Here is a 15,827-nt window from a genome sequence, read left to right as displayed (position 1 = left end):
GGCGCGGCGTCCAGTCTGCGGAGTCAGCTCAGCGCGGCCGCCTTGCGGAGCAGCACTGCGCGCTCGCGCTGATTGGCACAGAGCCGGGCGGCCAGCTCCAGCTCGGCGCGCGCCTCAGGTCGGCGACCGAGACGGCTCAGCAGCTCCCCGCGTACGGTCGGGACCAGGTACGACCCGGCCAGTCGGTTCGAGGCGACCAGACCGTCCACGATGGACAGGGCCTGCGCCGGCCCCGAGGCCATGGCGACGGCGACGGCCCGGTTGAGCTCGACCACCGGGGAGGGCGCGACCCGACCGAGTGCCTCGTAGAGCAGCACGATCCGGTCCCAGTCGGTCTCCTCGACGGAGGGCGCCGACGCGTGGGTGGCCGCGATGGCGGCCTGCAGACCATAGGGGCGGAGGCCGCGGGTCGATGCCCTGGCCAACGCCGCCAGCCCGCGGCGGATCGCCGCGGGATCCCACAGTCGGCGGTCCTGGTCCTCGAGCAGGACCGGCGTGCCGTCCGCGGCGGTGCGGGCCGGGAAGCGCGCGGCCGTCAGCTCGCACAGCGCGAGCAGGCCGTGCACCTCCGGCTCGTCCGGCTGCAGCGCGGCGAGCGTGCGGGCCAGCCGGATCGCCTCGTACGCGACGTCGGGACGCAGCAGCCGGTCGCCGGACGTGGCCGTCGAACCCTCGGTGAAGATCACGTAGAGGACGCTGAGCACACCACCCAGCCGTTCCCGGCGCTCATCGGGGGCCGGCAGCTCGAACGGCACCCGGGCCGCCGCGATCGTCTTCTTGCCCCGGGTGATGCGGGCCTGCACGGTCGGCACGGGTACGAGGAACGCGCGGGCGATCTCCTCGGTGGACAGGCCGCCGACCACGCGCAGGGTCAGCGCCACCCGAGTCTCCGGGGAGAGCACCGGGTGGCAGCTGACGAACATCAGCGCCAGGATGTCGTCGCCGATCCGGTCGGGGTCGATCTCCGGGTCGACTGCGGGTTCGGCGGCCAGCAGGGCGTAACGGTCCCGTAGGGCGGCCCGGCGGCGGATCGCGTCGATCGCCCGCCGCCGGGCCGTGGCCATCAGCCAGCCGCCCGGATTGGCCGGAGAGGCACGGGGCCAGGACACCAGCGCCTCGGCCACCGCCTCCTGGGCCGCGTCCTCAGCCAGCCCGAAATCGCCGGTGAACCGGGTCAGCGCGGCGACGATCCGGGCCGACTCGATCCGCCAGACGGCCTCGATGTCGGCCGTACCCATCAGACCCGGCCGCTGCTCCCGTGCGAGGTCCCTTCCGTGACGAACTTCCCGCTGTCCTGCGGGACCTCGTCCTCACCGGGCACCCGACGGATCTCGATCTTGGATCCGGGAACCGAGGGAACCCGCTTGGCCCACTCGACAGCCTCCTGAATCGAGGCGACGTCGAGCAGGAAGAAGCCACCGAACAACTCCTTGGTCTCCCCGTACGGCCCGTCGGTGACCACCGGTGCCGCGTCGCCGAAGTGCACCACGACGCCCTGGCTCGGATCGTCCAACCCCTCGGCGGCGACGTAGACGCCGGCCTTGGCCGCCTCCTCGATGAACAGGCGGGTCGCGGTCATCAGCTCGTCGACGTTGGCCATCACGGCCGCGTTGGTCTCGTCGGTGCCCCGCATGATCAGCATGTACTGCGCCATCGCGTTCTCCTTCGTCCGGCGGGGCCGCCCGGCGGGCCTCGCACCCCCACGTCGAACGAGCGGCCCGCGGATCGACACGGCCCCTGAATAATCTCTCGCCGGGACGCAGCCTGCCCCTTCCTGCGATCCGTGTCCCGCCTCAACCGCGAAAGCCGTCGGACTATTCGTCCGCGACCTGGATGATCGTCTTGCCGGGTGTACGACGGTGGCGGGCGAACGCGGCGGCCGTCTCGGCCAGTGGTCGTACGGCGCCGACGACGGGGTTGAGCCGTCCGGTACGAAGGCGCTGGGCGAGGTCGGCCAGCCGGACGCGATCAGGTTCGACGACGAAGAAGATGGCTCGCCCGTCCCTGGGTTGCACTGTGGGCGGCATGGCGATGGTGACCAGTGTCCCGCCCCGGCGTACCAGTTCGGTCGACTGCGTGAGGATGTCGCCGCCGATGACGTCGAGCACCACGTCCACCTCGCCGACCTGCCGCAGATCGTCGGCGTCCAGGTCGACGAAGGTCTGCGCGCCGAGGGCGAGGGTGGCAGCACGGTCGTCGGCTCGGCCGGTGCCGATCACCCGGGCGCCCACCTCCCGGGCGAGTTGGACGGCGATCGAGCCGACACCGCCCGCCGCGCCGTGGATGAGGACGGTCTGGCCGGTCGTGAGGTGGGCGTGGTCGAACAGTGCCTGCCACGCGGTCAGCCCGGAGATGGGCAGGGCTGCGGCCACGGTGTGGTCGATGTCGGCCGGGAGAGGGGCCAGGTTGCGGGCCTCCACCGCGGTGTACTCGGCCAGGGACCCGTTGCGGGCCCAGTCGGTCAGGCCGAACACCCGCTGACCCACGCTGAGGCCGGTGGTCCCGTAGCCGAGTTCGACCACGACACCGGACAGCTCGTGGCCGGGAATGCTGGGTGTCCGGTCGTGGCCGGCGCGGTCGGTCCACGTTGCCGGCCAGCCGAGCTCTCCGGGAGTGAACCCTGCGGCGTGTACGCGCACGATGACGTCGTTCTCCGCAGCGTGCGGGTATGGCATGTCGGTCAGGGTGAGTCCACTGACGCCCGCGTCACGGTCTCGCACGGTGATCGCTCGCATACTCGGATCCTTTCCACAAGAGTTCGTCGGATGGGAGCTTGAGTCCGGTCGGTGCGGCCAGGGCGAATTGAGGATGCGCTCGATCGTCGTGACGCGCGGCAGGCCGGGAATGAAGTGTTCGAGGACGTCGGAGTTGACCGTGCCGTTCGTGGTCTCGGGTCGATTCTTCATCCCGTCGAACTGGACCCGCAGGAACTCGTTCCTGAAGTCCCCGCGCGGTGGACGCCGAGGTAGTCGCAGGCCCCGCCGCCTACCAACGGCGGTTCGGCACGACTCGTCCGACCTGAACGCGACGTTTCCTGGTCGCAGGGTGGGTAATCAGCCGCGCCCACGTAGTCGGACGAGGCGTCCACCCGAGCCCGTCCTCAGGCAAAGGAGCCGATGGCCGTGTCAGACCAAGACGTCACTGTTGTCCTCGTTCACGGCGCGTTCGCCGAGTCGGCGAGCTGGAACGGTGTGATCGAGCGGCTCGGTGCGGCCTACTCCGTGGTGGCCGCCGCCAACCCGCTGCGCAGCGTCGCCGGAGATGCCGCATACCTCCGGGACGTGGTACGAGGTGTCGGCGGACCGGTCCTGCTCGTCGGCCACTCGTACGGCGGCATGGTCATCACCGAAGCGGCGGCGGGCGACCCGATGGTGCGTGCCCTGGTCTACGTCAACGCGCTCTGCCCGGACACGGGTGAGTCGGCGCTGGCGCTGTCCGGCAAGTTCCCCGGCAGCACGCTCGCCGACACCCTGGTTTCCTACCCGGTGGCGACCGGCGGCAACGAGGTGGCGATCGCCCAGAACGCCTATCACAAACAGTTCGTCCAGGACGTGTCCGAGGACATGGCGGCGGTGATGGCCCGGACGCAGCGGCCGGTGACCGAGCAGGCGCTCGGCGAGGGCCTGGCGTCGACGACGCCGGCGTGGAAGTTGTTGCCCAGCTGGTTCGTCTTCGGCGAGGGAGACCACAACATCCCGGTCGCCGCGCACCGCTTCATGGCCGAGCGGGCCGGAGCTCGCGGGGTCCGGGAGGTCACCGGCGCCTCCCACGCGATGACGGTGTCCCAGCCCGGCGAGGTCGCCGAGAGCATCATCGAGGCGGTACGCGGATCGTCCTGAGCCCGAGCGGTTCCGTCACGCCCCGGCCGTTGGTGTGGCGCTGCCGCCGTTAGCGGGTGCGGTGCCCGTCGACCGAACGGTCGGCGGGCACCCCGGTGGGCGGTCCCGATCGGGCCGGTCACCGGCCGCAGGCACCGCACGGCCGGCGGGTCCGCAGGTGGTAGTCGCTGGACGCCGCCACGAGGCCGAGCCCCAGGATGCTGTACGCCGACATCGCCACCCAGAGGAACGCGTCGGAGAACTCGCTCTCCGATCCCGACACCACCTGCACCATCCCCATGCCGAAGTAGGCCACGATGCCCGTCCCGAGGCCGAAGCCGGGCACCAGCAACACCAGACGAGGGATCGTGCGGCCGGCGAGCAGCGGCACCCATCCCGGCCAGACCTCACCCCAGTGGTGCACCAGCGCCAGCGGCAACAACACCCCGGCCAGCACCATGCCGATCATCAGCCCGACCATTGTGGCGTCGTCGGTGAGACCGTCGAATCCCACCACGGCCTGGGCCGCGAATCGGGCGACGAGGCCGGTCACTGTGGCGTACGCGGCCCACCGCGCCCACCACGCTGGTGTCGGGCGCCGCAGACCCGGTCGGACCGTCCGGCAGCAGTCCGGACAGTCGCCCCGGGTACGCCGCTGATAGCGGGCGGTGGCCAGGCCGAGCAGGACCGCTCCGGTGACACAGCCGAGCCGGCTGGCGAACGCGAGCGGGTCGAAGTACGGGCCGACCGTGAACAGCAGGAAGCCCACCAGCTCCGGCAGCAGGATCGCGGCTGCGGCGACCAGCGCCCCGGCGGTCGACCAGGCGACTGCCGCGAGCACTGGCCGCCACACCACCAGCCGGTCCAGAGCAACCGCCAGGACACCCGCCGCGACGCACATCGCCACCGACCACCAGCCGGTGAAACCCAGCAGGTCCGTGCCGAACCGCCCGAACTCCGGCGCCTCACCGACGGTCCACGCCAGACGTAAACCCCCGTATGCCACGGCCCAGCCGAGCACTGCGTACGTCAGGCCATGGCCCGCCTCGCGGACGGCCGGTGCCGATGTCGTCATGCGTCGATCCTCGCGGGACCGGTGCGCGGACGGCCCCCGCCGGCAGGGGAACGCACTCCCTCGCTCGGGTGAGGTTCGTCGCCGATCCACAGGCGAGCGATCCTCGCCCGGCGGGTGGGCAGGGTGGCGCCGATTCTCTGCCTTCTATACCGTGGCACGGTCGCGGGCGACGGCGTCCTCGACCGGGCTGTCCCCGCGACGGAGTGGCGTACGCGGTCGAGGTGAGGGGTTCGTCGTGACCATGGACTCGCAGGCGACTGACCGACCCGGGGCCGACGACGTCGACGTGCCGCAGAAGATCGACACGTCGGTGCCGCATTCGGCCCGGATCTGGAACTACTGGCTCGGCGGCAAGGACAACTTCGCTGTCGACCGTGAGGCCGGCGACCAGTACCGGCAGGTCTTCCCCGGTGTCGTCGACGTCGCCCGTGCCTCCCGGCAGTTCCTGGTCCGCTCGATCATGTTCCTCGCCGGCGAGGCGGGAGTCCGCCAGTTCCTCGACGTCGGCACGGGGCTGCCGACCGCCAACAACACGCACGAGGTGGCGCAGGGGATCGCGCCGGACGCGCGGATCGTCTACGTCGACAGCGACCCACTGGTGCTGGTGCACGCCCGTGCGCTGCTGGTCGGCACTCCCGAGGGCCGGACGGCGTACATCGACGGCGACCTGCACGACCCGGCCGCGGTCATCGCCGAGGCCGGCAGGACGCTCGACTTCCAGCAGCCGATCGGCCTCATCCTCAGCGGCGTCATGGGCCACGTGCCCGACTACGAGACGGCCCGTGCGATCACGCGGCAGTTGCTGGCGTCGCTGCCGAGCGGCAGCTACCTCTCGCTCAATGACGGCACGAGCCTGATCAGCGCGGAGATGCAGCAGGCGCAGGACGACTACAACGACACCGGGGCGACCCCGTACACGCTTCGCTCGCCCGACGAGATCGCCGGGTTCTTCGACGGGCTGGAGCTGGTGGAGCCGGGCGTCGTGCCGTGCCCGCGTTGGCGACCCGACGACGCGGTCGACACGCCCGAGGACATCGACGCCTTCGGCGGGGTGGGCCGCAAGAACTGAGGTTAGCGGCCCGGCGGCCTACCCGTCTGACTGCTCGGTCTGCGGAAGGACGCTCCGCACGGCGACGCAGGGGTCCGTGGCGGGCGCGGCGGCGTGGATCGCCTCGGCGGCGCGGGCGGCGAAGTCGCGGAAGGCGTCGCGCTGATCCTCGGGCAGCCCGCCCAGCACGTGGTCCTCGGCGTGGGCGACCCGCCGCTCGGCCTCGGCGAGTGCCGCACTCCCGCGGTCGGTGGCCACGACCCGGCGGGCGCGCCGGTCCTGGGGGTCGAGCTTCCGCTCGATGAGACCGGCATTCTCCAGGTCGTCGATGACGTACGTCAGGACGCTGCGGTCGATGGAAAGGCGCGCGGCCAGCGCGCCCTGCGTGGGCACGTCCTCGTGTACGACGACGGCCAGGATGTGGTAGCCCCGGCTGCGATGCGGCAGGTCGCTCAGTGTCTCCTCGACGTACTCGTGCCAGCGGCGCAGCACGACACCCAGTGACCAGCCGAAGGTCGAACCGCGCCTGCGGTCGGCCGGCAGCTCGCACGCGTCGGTGGCGGACATGCACCGGACGCTAGCAGGCGATGTGTTGATCAAACCGAAGTTCCTGTGCACCGAGGAATTAGCCAGTGGGCAAGTGCGTTGTGGGACATACGATCTGCTGTGCAGATTATATTCTGGCAACATGACCACGGAGATGCTGACGAAATGTCTGATTACGGGCACGAACTTCTCTTCGGCACGTTTCTGACGCCCACCGCTCAGGACCCCGACCACGTGATGGCGCTCGCTGAGTTGACCGAAGCGGCGGGACTGGACCTCACCACCTTCCAGGACCACCCGTACAACGCCGAGTTCCTCGACACCTGGACCCTGCTGAGCTGGGTCGCGGCCCGCACCGAACGACTGCGGATCTCGGGAAACGTCCTCAGCCTTCCGCTGCGTCCGCCGGCCGTCCTGGCCAGGGCCGCGGCGAGCCTGGACCGGCTGTCCCACGGCCGTTTCGAGCTTGGCCTCGGCGCCGGCGCGTTCTGGGACGGGATCGAGGGCATGGGCGCTCGTCGGCTGACGGCGGGGCAGGGTGTCGAGGCGCTGCGCGAGGCGATCGACGTCCTGCGAGGGGTCTGGGACGCCGAGGCCCCCGGGCCGCTGCGGCGCGACGGGAGGTACTACCCGATCCCCGGCATGCGGCGCGGCCCCGCGCCGGCCCACGACATCGACATCTGGCTCGGCGCGTACCAGCCGAAGATGCTGGCGTTGACCGGTCAGAAGGCCAACGGCTGGTTGCCGACCCTGGAATACCTGCGGTCCCCAGACCGGGTGACCGCCAACCGGCTCATCGACGAGGCGGCGGTCGGGGCGGGACGTGACCCTCGGGAGATCCGGCGACTGCTCAATCTGTTCACCGTCGACGTCTCGTCGCGCAGCCGTGGCTTCCTCCAGGGCCCCGCGGAGCAGTGGGTCGAACAACTCCTCCCGCTGGTCCTGGAAGAGGGTTTCAGCACCTTCCTGATCGGTCGGGACGACCCGCGACTGATCCAGACCCTCGGGCAGGAGATCGCCCCCGCGCTACGGGAGGCGGTCGCGAGGGAGCGGGCGGGAACCGCGTCCGGCACCGGACCGACCCACGCGGTCGCCGCCCGGTCCGAGCGGCACCCGGGCCTCGACTACTACGCGCTGCCCGCATCGCTGACCACCGGTGCCGTCGAGCCCGGCCATCCGGAGTACGAGGGTGTGCGCCACACCTACAGCTGGCAGGGGTCACCGGCTCTGGTGATCCGGCCGCAGAGCACCGCCGAGGTGGTCGATGCCGTGTCGTACGCGCGGACCCAGGACGTCCCGTTGTCCGTGCGCAGCGGCGGGCACGGCATCAGCGGCCGGTCGACGAACGACGGCGGGATCGTCATCGACATGTCGAGGATGAACCGGGTCGAGGTGCTGGACCGGGCGACTCGCCGGATCCGGCTGGAGCCGGGCGCCCGCTGGGGGGAGGTGGCCCAGGCGCTCGCCCCGTACGGCCTGGCGATGAGCTCGGGTGACTACGGTGACGTGGGCGTCGGTGGCCTCGCCACCACCGGAGGCGTCGGCTATCTGGCGCGCCGGCACGGCCTGACCATCGACCACGTCGTCGCCGCCGAGATCGTCACCGCCGACGGCCGCCTGCTCCGCGTGGACGACGAGCACCATCCTGATCTGTTCTGGGCCGTCCGTGGCGCCGGTGGCAACTTCGGCGTCGTCACCGCCCTCGAACTGGAGGCGTACGAGGTCGACAAAGTCGTCTACGCCCACCTCGTCGCGGACGCCACCGACACCGCCCAACTGCTGCACCGTTGGGGCCGGCTCGTGGAGGACGCGCCGCGGGACCTGACGAGCTTCCTGTCCCTCTTCCCGGGCCGCCGTGGAAACCCCCCGATGGCCCAGGTAACCCTCGTGTACGCCGGTGACGACGTCGAGGCGGCGCAGTCCGCGCTGAGCCCGTTCCTGGAGATCGGCCCGATCCTCGATCAGCAGGCGCAACTCGTGCCGTACCCGGCGATCGTCGTGCCACCCGGCAACGACCATCGGGGTCAGGGTCTGCGGGACACCCGCAGCGGGCTGTTGCACCACGTCACACCGGAGGCAGCGGACCTCATGGAAAACATGATCCGTTCCGGCGACGTGATGATCATGCAGCTCCGGTCCGTCGGCGCGGCCGTCAACGACGTCGCTCGCGACGCGACCGCGTACCCGCACCGGGAGCAGAACTTCTCGGTGCTCGCCGCAACGGTCCCGGACCGCAGGCCGCAACTCGACAAGCTGTGGGCCGAGCTGTACGCGCATCTGGACGGCATGTACCTCAGCTTCGAGTCCGACACCGACCCGGCTCGACTGCTGGATGCCTGGCCCGAGCCCACGCTGAGCCGACTGCGCGCGATCAAGGCCACCTACGATCCGGACAACGTCTTCAACCGGAACTTCCCGATCTCACCGGCGACACCGGGCTGACCGGTCGTCTAGAGCGTGCCGGACAGGTACTCCCTCCGTCGCTGCGGTTCGAACTTTTCGATCGCGTACCGCAGCATGACCCGGGGCATGGCGTGGTAGCGGCGGAGCAGGAACTCCTCCTCCGCCGCTCTGTCCCGGTTGCCCACCTCACGCAGCATCCAGCCCACCGCCTTGCGGACGAGGTCGTGCGGATCCTGCAGGAGCCGGTCGCTGAGCCGGAAGGTCCATTCGAAGTCGTCGGCCTTGATGAAGGCGAAAGTCGCCATGACGGCGATGCGCCGGTCCCACACGAGGTCAGACCCGGCCAGCCGGTCCAGGACGCCGCGCTCCTTGTCGACGAGCCAGGGGCCGACGATGTACGGCGCCGACGAGTCGACCAGGTCCCAGTTGTTGATGCGGTCGGTGTTGGCCAGGACGAGGCGGTAGATCTCGCCCCGTTCCTGCTCGTGGCCCCTGGTGAACTTGCGGACCAGGATGAGCAGCGACGTCAGCCTCTCCTCGTGCACGTCGGAGTGCAGCAGTGTCGTTGTCTCGGCCAGGGAGAGGTCGCGCCAGTATCTGCCGGCCACCGTGCGCTGGTCCGGCACGGACACGCCGATGGCCCGGTCGCCCTCGTCGTAACCGCCGGGGACCATCTGCAGGAAACGGCTCGACGCCTCGGCGCGACGTGGGTCGGCACGGCTGGCGAGGTCTCGACGGACGTCGACGCTCGTGGCCATGACCTGCAAGCTACCGTGCCGGTCGGTGGCCACGACGCCGCGTCCGCCGCAGGCCACCTCAGCCGGCGCGGCGTAGTCGTCCGAGCATCCCGTTGAGGTCCTGGACGAACAGGTCGTGGCGGAAGAAGTGCCCGCCGGGCACCTCGCGCCACTCGTGCGGGATACCGGCCCGGGCGAGTGCCGCGCGGAACTCGCGCTGACCGGCGAGCACCTGGGTTTCGTTGACCGTGTCGAACCAGTTGATCGGGTCGGGTGACGTGCCGGCCGCCAGGAAGATCCGCTTGTTCTGGAAACTCGGGATGCGCTGGACCGGGTTGTCGGCGCTGACCCGGGCCTCGTCCCAAAGCGGGATCCCGTAGACGGTGCCACCACCGAGGTCCAGCGCGGCGGAGGTGGCGTTGGCCCAGTGCACGACGAGCCCGAAGTCCCGGCGCAGGCTGGCCGGCCCGGAGTGTGAGCTGACCGAGCAGAAGTGGCCGTAGTACTTGGCCGCGTACTTCAACGCGCCGAAGCCGCCCATCGAGAAGCCGGCCACCGCGCGTCCGTTGTACTCGGCGAAGGTACGGAAGTTCGCGTCGATCCACGGCAGCAACTGGGCGATGTGGAAGGTCTCCCAGTTGCGCGGTCCCACGAAGCTGTTCACCGGATTGCAGTACCAGCCGGTCGACGCGTCCGGCATGACGACGATGACCTCCCGGCCGGCGGTCAGACCGATGATGTTCTCCTGGAGGTGGAAGGTGCGGAAGTCGGCGTTGCCACCGTGCAGCAGGTACAGCACGGGGTACCGCTTGCCGCTGGTGTGGTACCCGTCAGGCAGCAGCACGTTGACGCCGGGGTCCCACCCGATGGCATCCGTGGCGAAGCGGTAGTACTGGAGGCGGCCGCCGTTCTCGTTGCGGTCGACGATGCGCAGGCCGTACCCGTCGGTGGCGGCCATGGCGGCGGACGGCGCGGCGAGGGCGCCGGCGAACAGCCCGGCGGCGGCCACCGCCGCGGAGCCACCGATCAGCCGGCGCCGGCTGATCGACGCGGACGGGGGTACGTCGAGCATTGGAGTCTCCCTGGGTCAGAAGGTGGTCTCGTTGGGCAGGCCGAAGAAGTCGTGCCATTTGGTGGCGCCGAGGAAGGTGGTGCCGGTGGAGAGGCCGACGTGGACGTCGTTGTAGCTGCCCTTGGTGAAGGCGACGATGTCGTCTTTGCCGTCGCCGTTGTAGTCACCCAGGTAGGGGAACTCGCCGGGCAGGCAGAAGAGGTCGTTCCACTTGATTGTGGTGCCGACGAACGAGGTGCCGTTGGAGACGGCGGCGTAGACGTCGGCGTCGGCGTTGCAGGTGAAGGTGACGATGTCGTCGCGTCCGTCGCCGTTGATGTCGCCGACGCGGGGTTGTTCGGTGCCGACGGCGAACAGGTCGTGCCACGTCTGGGGCGCGCCGAATCCGCTTCCTGTGGAGAGGGAGACGATCACGTCCGACGCCGTGAGCGGCCCCTGGGTGAAGGTGATGATGTCGTCGCGGCCGTCACCGTCGACGTCGCCGAGGGCAGGAAACTCCCCGGCGATCGAGAAGTACTCGTGCCACTTGAGCGCCGTTCCGGCGAACGACGAACCGGAGGACAACGCGACGTACACGTCCCCGGCGCCGTCGTGGGTGAAGGCGACGATGTCGTCGCGGCCGTCGCCGTTGACGTCCCCCACCGCGGCCACCTCGGCGTTCGGGGCGAACCAGTCGTGCCACTTCGTGGCGCCCGCGAACGACGACCCGTTCGACAGTGCCACGTACACGTCGGCGAGCGAGCCGTGGGTGAAGGCCACGATGTCGTCGCGCCCGTCGCCGTTGAAGTCCCCGGACAGCAGCGTCTCGTCGTTGAGTCCGAAGAAGTCGTTCCACTTCACCGACGTCCCCGCGAACGAGGAGCCGGTGGACGCCGACACGTACACGTCGTTGAGTGAGCCGCGGGTGAAGGCGACGATGTCGTCGCGACCATCTCCGGTGAAGTCCGTCGGCGAGCCGGCCAGGTAGCGGCCGCCCGACGAGGCGCCGCAGTTGTCACTGACCAGGTACTTCTGGTTGTACTGGGCCGGGTAGGGAGCCAGCGAGGCGCCGTTGATGACGATCGTCTGTCCGACTCCGTTGTAGAGCTGCTCGTAGTGGACGTGCGGCCCGGAGGAGTTGCCGGTGCTGCCGGTGATGCCGATCTGCTGTCCCTGCTGCACGTACGCGCCATTGGCGACCGAGTAGGCGCTGAGATGGAAGTGGTAGGTCGTCCAGCCCCCACCGTGGTCGACGACGATGTAGTTGCCGGCCCCGCTGGGCTGGGAGTAGTGCCGGGCCACACCCGCTGCGGACGCCATCTGGGGGGTGCCTCCGGTGGCGCCGCCGTCGGCGCGCACGAAGTCCAACGCCTGCCGCACCTCCGCGCTGTGGTGGTCGTAGGTCCAGCGTTGTCCGCACGGGAACGGCGCTTTGAAGTTCGGTGCGGCCATCGCTGGCGAGGGTGACACCACCACGGCGGTCAGGACCGCCATGGCCAGGGTGAGCAGCGCGACCAGGGCGCGGAGGACGGGGGTACGCGAAGGCCGGGACATGGCGGGACTCCTGACGTACTCAGAGGGTGGTTTCGCCGTTGAGGCCGAAGAAGTCGTGCCATTTGGTGGCGCCGAGGAAGGTGGTGCCGGTGGAGAGGCCGACGTGGACGTCGTTGAAGCTGCCTTTGGTGAAGGCGACGATGTCGTCTTTGCCGTCGCCGTTGTAGTCACCCAGGTAGGGGAACTCGCCGGGCAGGCAGAAGAGGTCGTTCCACTTGACTGTGGTGCCGACGAACGAGGTGCCGGTGGAGACGGCGGCGTAGACGTCGGCGTCGGTGTTGCAGGTGAAGGTGACGATGTCGTCGCGTCCGTCGCCGTTGATGTCGCCGACGCGGGGTTGTTCGGTGCCGACGGCGAACAGGTCGTGCCACTTCTGGGGCGCGCCGAATCCGCTTCCTGCGGAGAGGGAGACGATCACGTCGCTCGCCGTGAGCGGCCCCTAGGTGAAGGTGATGATGTCGTCGCGGCCGTCACCGTTGACATCGCCGAGGGCAGGAAACTCGCCGGGGATGGAGAAGTACTCGTGCCACTTGAGGCCGGGGCCGAAGCCTGTACCGGTGGAGAGCGCCACGTACACGTCGGCGTTCGTGTCGTGGGTGAACGCGATGATGTCGTCGCGGCCGTCGCCGTCGACGTCGCCGACCGCACCGACCTCCGCGCCCGGCGCGAACCAGTCATGCCACTTCAGGCCACCGCCGAAGCTGGTGCCGGTGGAGAGGGCCACGTACACGTCGGCGAGCGAGCCGTGGGTGAAGGCCACGATGTCGTCGCGCCCGTCGCCGTTGAAGTCCCCGGACAGCAGGGTCTCCCCGTTGAGGCCGAAGAAGTCGTTCCACTTGACGGACGTACCGGTGAACGCGCTGCCGGTGGAGGTGGCCACGTAGACGTCGTTGAGGCTGCCCTGTGTGAAGCTCACGACGTCGTCCCGCCCGTCGCCGGTGAAGTCCGTCGGTGAACCCGCCAGGTAGCGGCCTCCCGAGCCGCCGGCGTTGACCAGGGAGATGTAGTAGTTCCAGTTCCAGTTCGGACCGGGATCGGTGTGGTCGTTGCCGGGCATCTCGTTGTGCCCCCTGATCGCCGCGCGGGTCTTCGGCAGCCCATACTTCTCGCAGAGGTAGCGGGTCAGCGCGGCCGACGACCGGTACATGGCGTCGGTGAACCAGGCCGGGTTGTCCACGAACCCCTCGTGCTCGATGCCCACGGCGTAGGGGTTGGCCGAGCGCGCGTGGTAGGCCGTGTCTCCCTCGCGCACCATCTGGGTGATCTCACCGTTGCTGGACTTCACCACGTAGTGCGCGCTCACCCCCGCCGACGGGTTCTGGAACCAGCTCACCGTGCCGGCGTACGACCCCTGGGTCACGTGCACCACGACGGTGGTGATCCGTGACGACCGGCCGGCCTGGTAGTTGCCGCCGTAGGCGGAGACCCAGCGGGCCGGGCCGTACTCGGGCACCGCCGCCGCGGCGACGTTCGGGCCGGCGCCAGCCGGGGTGATCGACGCGTACCGGCCCAGTTCGGGGCGCACCGGCTGCGCGGCGACCCGGACGGTGGTGGCCGCGATACCGGTGCGCAGCAGGTCGTAGACGTGGTCGGCGTAGAGCCGGGCCGTCGAGTCGTCGGCGGCGGCGCAGTAGCGCGCCACCACCGGGTACCAGGCGGAGAGCCGGTCGCGCGCACCGGCGGTCAGTCCCTCGCTGTCGGCCAGGTCACGCAGCACCGCGGCGCCTCCGCGAATGTTGGCGGAGGTGACCGAGCGCAGCCGGTCGACCGGCTCGCCGGTGAGCGTGGCCGCCCGTTCCAGGCTGTGCTGGGTGGGGTTGCTGACGAGGTGCATGACGCCGAATCCGTTGGCCTGGCTGGGCAGGCCGCCGTGCCCGTCCAGGCGGGTCTCGCCGTAGCCGACGGCGACCAGCAGGTCGCGGGGCACGTCGAACTCGGCGGAGGCCCGGGCGAAGTCCGCGGCGAGCGGGCCGGGCGCCACCGGCCGGGCCGCGTGGGCCGGCGCGGTCGCGACCTGCCCGGCGAGCACCGCCGCCAGAATGAGGGCGCACCTGCGCCTGGTCAGTCGCATGGGGTCTCCAATCCGCGGGTCACAGCGTCGTCTCGCCGTTGAGGCCGAAGAAGTCGTGCCATCTGGTGGCGCCGAGGAAGCCGGTGCCGGTGGAGCGTGCGACGTGGACGTCGTTGGTGCCGCCCTTGGTGAAGACGATGAGGTCGTCCCTGCCGTCCCCGTCGGCGTCACCGAGGTAGGGGAACTCGCCGGCCAGGCAGAAGTATTCGTTCCACTTCACTGTGGTCCCGGCGAAGCCGGTGCCGGTGGAGGTGGCGGCGTAGACGTCGGCGTCGGCGTTGCAGGTGAAGGTGACGATGTCGTCGCGTCCGTCGCCGTTGATGTCACCGACGCGGGGCAGTTCGGCGCCGACGGCGAACAGGTCGTGCCACTTCTGCGCGGCGCCGAACGAGCTGCCGTTCGACAGGGCGACGATGACGTCGCTGGCGGTGGCGGGGCCCTGGGTGAAGGTGACGAGGTCGTCGCGGCCGTCGCCGTTGACGTCACCGAGCGCGGGAAACTCGCCGAACGGGCTGAAGTACTCGTGCCACTTGAGGCCGGGGCCGAAGCCGGTGCCGGTGGACAGCGCGACGTACACGTCTCCGGCGGGGTTGTGGGTGAACGCGACGATGTCGTCGCGCCCGTCACCGTCGACGTCGCCGACCGCGCCGATCTCCGCACCCGGTGCGAACCAGTCGTGCCACTTCCCTTCGCCGCCGAACGAAGTGCCGGTGGACAGCGCGACGTACACGTCGCCGGTGTTGCTGTGGGCGAAGGTGACGATGTCGTCCCGGCCGTCGCCGTTGACGTCGCCGGTGGAGGCGGTCTCGCCACCGATGGAGAAGAATTCGTTCCACTTCACCGAGGTGCCGGCGAACGAGCCGCCGGTGGAGGTGGCCACGTAGACGTCGGCGAGGGCGTTCTGGGTGAAGCCGACGATGTCGTCGCGGCCGTCGCCGGTGACGTCGGTGGCGGATCCGCCGGCGATGGCGTGGGTCCGGGCCGCCTCGTTGAGCTGGGCCCGCGCGGTGGCGGCCGCCTGGTCGTACCGGTCGGGAAAACCCGACCGTTGGACGCACTGGGCGACCTGGCCGGCGCTGAACCCCGGGTTGTTGCGGTCGCAGACGATCGCCCGGGTGACGTACTGGGTGCTGGCGTAGACCGGGTCCATGATCTGCTCCGGCGTGCCCCAGCCGTAGTCCCAGCGCTGCTGGAAGACCCCGAGCGAGGACTTGTCGCCACACGGCAGGTTGTTCATGTGTGACTCGACCCAGCCCGCCTCGAAGGCGGACAGCGTCACCTTGTCGTTGGCGTTGTGCGCGCGGGCGACCCGGTAGACGACCAGGGTCACTGCGGGGTCGCGGTTGGCCGGGATGGAGGTGCAGGCCAGGGTGCCGACCGGGTCGGCCTGCGCGGGCGCCGCCGTGACCGTCGCCGCGGCGGTGCCGAGGGCGACCAGCAGGGCCAGGAGAGTACGTCTCACGCTGCTCCTCCCAGGGGGTCGAGCGGCCATCCTGGTGGCGTCGCGAACCGCCTCGGACACCC

Annotated in this window: 14 protein-coding genes; 3 read left to right on the top strand and 11 right to left on the bottom strand. The window is 70.2% G+C overall.

Annotated elements, in window-relative coordinates:
* Positions 1-23: 23 nt before the first annotated feature.
* From CLT68_RS26030 to CLT68_RS26020, 3 genes are all read right to left on the bottom strand, one after another.
* Entirely contained in the window at positions 24-1,238 is a 1,215-nt protein-coding gene (locus CLT68_RS26030; RefSeq protein WP_199177146.1) for a sigma-70 family RNA polymerase sigma factor, read from the bottom strand.
* Positions 1,238-1,654, bottom strand: coding sequence for a YciI family protein (locus tag CLT68_RS26025; protein ID WP_099854863.1), 417 nt, complete (start codon positions 1,652-1,654; stop codon positions 1,238-1,240). Before CLT68_RS26025 ends, CLT68_RS26030 begins: the two co-directional genes overlap by 1 nt.
* A gap of 160 nt (positions 1,655-1,814) precedes the next feature.
* The gene (locus CLT68_RS26020; RefSeq protein WP_486482327.1) at positions 1,815-2,675 is read right to left on the bottom strand and encodes an NADP-dependent oxidoreductase; all 861 of its coding nucleotides are present in this window, start codon (positions 2,673-2,675) and stop codon (positions 1,815-1,817) included.
* A 441-nt stretch (positions 2,676-3,116) separates the two neighbouring features.
* Between CLT68_RS26020 and CLT68_RS26015 the strand changes: the two genes are divergently transcribed.
* Positions 3,117-3,839: an alpha/beta fold hydrolase gene (locus CLT68_RS26015; RefSeq protein ID WP_486482326.1), complete on the top strand. Its 723-nt coding sequence runs from the start codon at positions 3,117-3,119 to the stop codon at positions 3,837-3,839.
* Positions 3,840-3,957: 118 nt separating this feature from the next.
* On the opposite strand, the gene CLT68_RS26010 is transcribed toward CLT68_RS26015, so the two are convergent.
* Entirely contained in the window at positions 3,958-4,893 is a 936-nt protein-coding gene (locus CLT68_RS26010; protein WP_099854859.1) for a hypothetical protein, read from the bottom strand.
* Between the two features lie 241 nt (positions 4,894-5,134).
* Between CLT68_RS26010 and CLT68_RS26005 the strand changes: the two genes are divergently transcribed.
* A complete protein-coding gene (locus tag CLT68_RS26005; protein WP_099854857.1) occupies positions 5,135-5,962 on the top strand; it encodes an SAM-dependent methyltransferase in 828 nt (275 codons plus the stop codon).
* Positions 5,963-5,980: 18 nt separating this feature from the next.
* Here the strand turns inward: CLT68_RS26005 and CLT68_RS26000 are convergent, their stop codons facing one another.
* Positions 5,981-6,508, bottom strand: a complete 528-nt coding sequence (locus CLT68_RS26000; protein WP_099854855.1) for a MarR family winged helix-turn-helix transcriptional regulator — start codon at positions 6,506-6,508, stop codon at positions 5,981-5,983.
* A 144-nt stretch (positions 6,509-6,652) separates the two neighbouring features.
* On the opposite strand from CLT68_RS26000, the gene CLT68_RS25995 reads away from it, so the two are divergent.
* Positions 6,653-8,929, top strand: coding sequence for an LLM class flavin-dependent oxidoreductase (locus CLT68_RS25995; protein WP_099854853.1), 2,277 nt, complete (start codon positions 6,653-6,655; stop codon positions 8,927-8,929).
* Between the two features lie 8 nt (positions 8,930-8,937).
* Here the strand turns inward: CLT68_RS25995 and CLT68_RS25990 are convergent, their stop codons facing one another.
* The 6 genes from CLT68_RS25990 to CLT68_RS25965 form a co-directional block, all read right to left on the bottom strand.
* Entirely contained in the window at positions 8,938-9,648 is a 711-nt protein-coding gene (locus tag CLT68_RS25990) for a DNA alkylation repair protein (RefSeq protein ID WP_099857638.1), read from the bottom strand.
* 58 nt (positions 9,649-9,706) lie between these two features.
* Positions 9,707-10,699 (bottom strand): esterase family protein, encoded by a 993-nt coding sequence (locus CLT68_RS25985; protein WP_099854851.1) that lies wholly within the window; start codon positions 10,697-10,699, stop codon positions 9,707-9,709.
* 15 nt (positions 10,700-10,714) lie between these two features.
* Entirely contained in the window at positions 10,715-12,172 is a 1,458-nt protein-coding gene (locus tag CLT68_RS25980; RefSeq protein ID WP_486482460.1) for an FG-GAP-like repeat-containing protein, read from the bottom strand.
* A gap of 79 nt (positions 12,173-12,251) precedes the next feature.
* Positions 12,252-12,650, bottom strand: a complete 399-nt coding sequence (locus CLT68_RS33965; protein ID WP_099854847.1) for an FG-GAP repeat domain-containing protein — start codon at positions 12,648-12,650, stop codon at positions 12,252-12,254.
* Positions 12,651-12,671: 21 nt separating this feature from the next.
* Positions 12,672-14,303, bottom strand: a complete 1,632-nt coding sequence (locus tag CLT68_RS25970) for an N-acetylmuramoyl-L-alanine amidase (protein ID WP_099854845.1) — start codon at positions 14,301-14,303, stop codon at positions 12,672-12,674.
* A 19-nt stretch (positions 14,304-14,322) separates the two neighbouring features.
* A complete protein-coding gene (locus CLT68_RS25965) occupies positions 14,323-15,765 on the bottom strand; it encodes an FG-GAP repeat domain-containing protein (protein ID WP_099854843.1) in 1,443 nt (480 codons plus the stop codon).
* Between the last annotated feature and the right edge of the window lie 62 nt (positions 15,766-15,827).

It is taken from the genome of Micromonospora sp. CNZ299, assembly GCF_002754415.1.
The sequence above is the reverse complement of the archived record's forward strand: the minus strand, read 5'-3'. Positions and strand labels throughout refer to the sequence as shown.